Genomic DNA, 1,980 nt, shown 5'->3' with positions numbered 1-1,980 from the left:
CGGCCAAGCCCAGCCCGCACGACCGGATCATCACCGCCGTGAGCGGGGTGAGCCTGGACGTCGCCCCCGGGGAGATCGTCGCGCTGCTGGGGGCGTCAGGGTCGGGCAAATCGTCGCTGCTGCGCGCCATCGCCGGGCTGGAGCCGCTGGTGTCCGGGACGGTGTCGTGGGACGCCGACGACCTGACGGGGGTCCCCACCCACAAACGCAACTTCGGGCTGATGTTCCAAGAGCCCGCCCTGTTCCCCAACCTGAACGTCGGACGCAACGTCGCCTACGGGCTCCACGCGCTGCCGCGCCGCAGCCGAGGCGCGGTCGTGGACGAGTTCCTCGAACTCGTCGGGCTGCCGGGCTATGCGTCCCGGCAGGTCAACGAACTCTCCGGCGGCCAGGCGCAACGCGTCGCGCTGGCCCGCTCACTCGCGCCGCGGCCCCGGCTGATGCTGCTCGATGAGCCGCTCTCGGCGTTGGATCGCGCGCTGCGCGAACACCTGGTCGGCGTCCTCGGTGAGGTGCTGCGCGCCACCGGCACGACCGCCGTCCACGTCACCCACGACCAGGACGAGGCCTTCGCGCTGGCCGACCGCGTCGGCGTCATGGCGGGCGGGACGCTGTTGCAGCTCGACCGCCCCGAGGCGCTGTGGCGTCACCCGGCCAGCGCTCAGGTGGCCGCGTTCCTCGGCTACGACCTCGAACTCAGCGCCCCCGACGCCGACGCGCTGGGGCTGAGCGGTCTGGCTGCCACGGCGGTGGTCCTGCTGGGCCCCGAGAGCCTCACGCCGGATCCGTCCGGGATCGAACTGCCGATCGTCGATCAGCTTCCACGCCGCGGCTACATCGAGGTCGGCGTGCGGCTGCCGAGCGGACGCCGAGCCGAGGTGCGCGTCCCCGACCGGCTCGACGCCCAGACCATCCGCGTGCGGACCGGTCCGGACGCCGTCGCCGTCATCCCGCGCTGAGCAACCAGCCCGGTGTGCCGCGGGAGGAGTGCCCCGGGCAATCCAGGGGGCGGACCATCGGGTGAAGGAGCCATCCGGGTCGCGGACCGAGCCCGTGCGAGGGGCGTCCCGCAACGGGGCTATGCTTGAACAGTCAATCAAAGCTTGAGAGGAAACGCATGAAGATCGGGATCGTCGTCGGATCGATTCGCGAGGGCCGCAACGGCCTGCAGGTCGGCACCTGGGTGAAGGAACAGGCCCAGGCGCAGGGACGCAGCGCGGAGTACGAACTGATCGACTTGAAGGACTTCGACGTGCCGCTGTTCACGTCCGCGACCCATCCGATGATGGCGAAGAAGCACTACGACGACCCGCGGGTCCAGGCGTGGAGCGATGCCATCGACCCGTGCGACGCCTACATCCTCGTCACCCCCGAGTACAACCACGGCGTCCCCGGCGCCTTCAAGAACGCCATCGACAGCCTGGGTGCTGAATGGATGGGCAAGCCGTACGCGGTCGTGGGCTACGGCTCGGTCGGCGGCGTCCGCGCCATCGAGAACTGGCGCTCGATCCTGGCGAACTTCTCCATGGTGGACGTCCGCAACGAGATCAACGTCAGCCTGTTCACGCACTTCAAGGACGGCGTCTTCACCCCCACCGCGCACCAGAACGAGGACCTCAAGGCCCTGTTCGACTCCCTGGAACACCTCACCGGGCGCCTCGCCTGACGAGACCCTGGCCGAAGCGCTGATCGACGCTTGACGAGAGCGTCGCTCAGGCGAGCCGGACAACGAAGGCCGGGTGGGATCAGATCCCACCCGGCCTTTCGGCGTCCGGAGTGCCGCTCAGGCGGCGACCGGCTCGGCGACGCGAGCGGTCTCGGCACGCCGCCGGGCGCGGGCGATCAGCGTGCACACCACCCAGATGGCGAAGGAGATCGTCGTCACGTACGGGCTGATCGGGATCGAGCCGCCCAGCGCGAGCAGGATGCCGCCCACCGTGGAGAACACGGCGAAGCAGACGCTCAGGATCGGCACCAGGA

General features: G+C 70.0%; 2 protein-coding genes and 1 pseudogene. 2 read left to right on the top strand and 1 reads right to left on the bottom strand.

Going from position 1 to position 1,980, the window contains the following annotated elements; genetic code table 11:
- Both V7E09_RS15495 and V7E09_RS15490 read left to right on the top strand, forming a co-directional pair.
- Window positions 1-959, top strand: a 959-nt coding sequence (locus tag V7E09_RS15495) for an ABC transporter ATP-binding protein (RefSeq protein WP_324523725.1), incomplete at its 5' end; no start/stop codon positions are given.
- Between the two features lie 158 nt (window positions 960-1,117).
- On the top strand, window positions 1,118-1,666 hold the full coding sequence (locus V7E09_RS15490) for an NADPH-dependent FMN reductase (RefSeq protein ID WP_324523724.1): 549 nt from the start codon (window positions 1,118-1,120) through the stop codon (window positions 1,664-1,666).
- Window positions 1,667-1,783: 117 nt separating this feature from the next.
- Here the strand turns inward: V7E09_RS15490 and V7E09_RS15485 are convergent.
- A pseudogene (locus V7E09_RS15485) lies at window positions 1,784-1,980 on the bottom strand (hypothetical protein); the annotation flags it as partial.

The organism is Propioniciclava sp., from assembly GCF_036744435.1.
In the GTDB taxonomy this organism is placed as follows: Bacteria; Actinomycetota; Actinomycetes; order Propionibacteriales; family Propionibacteriaceae; genus Propioniciclava.
This window is presented reverse-complemented; position numbering and strand designations above follow the sequence as displayed.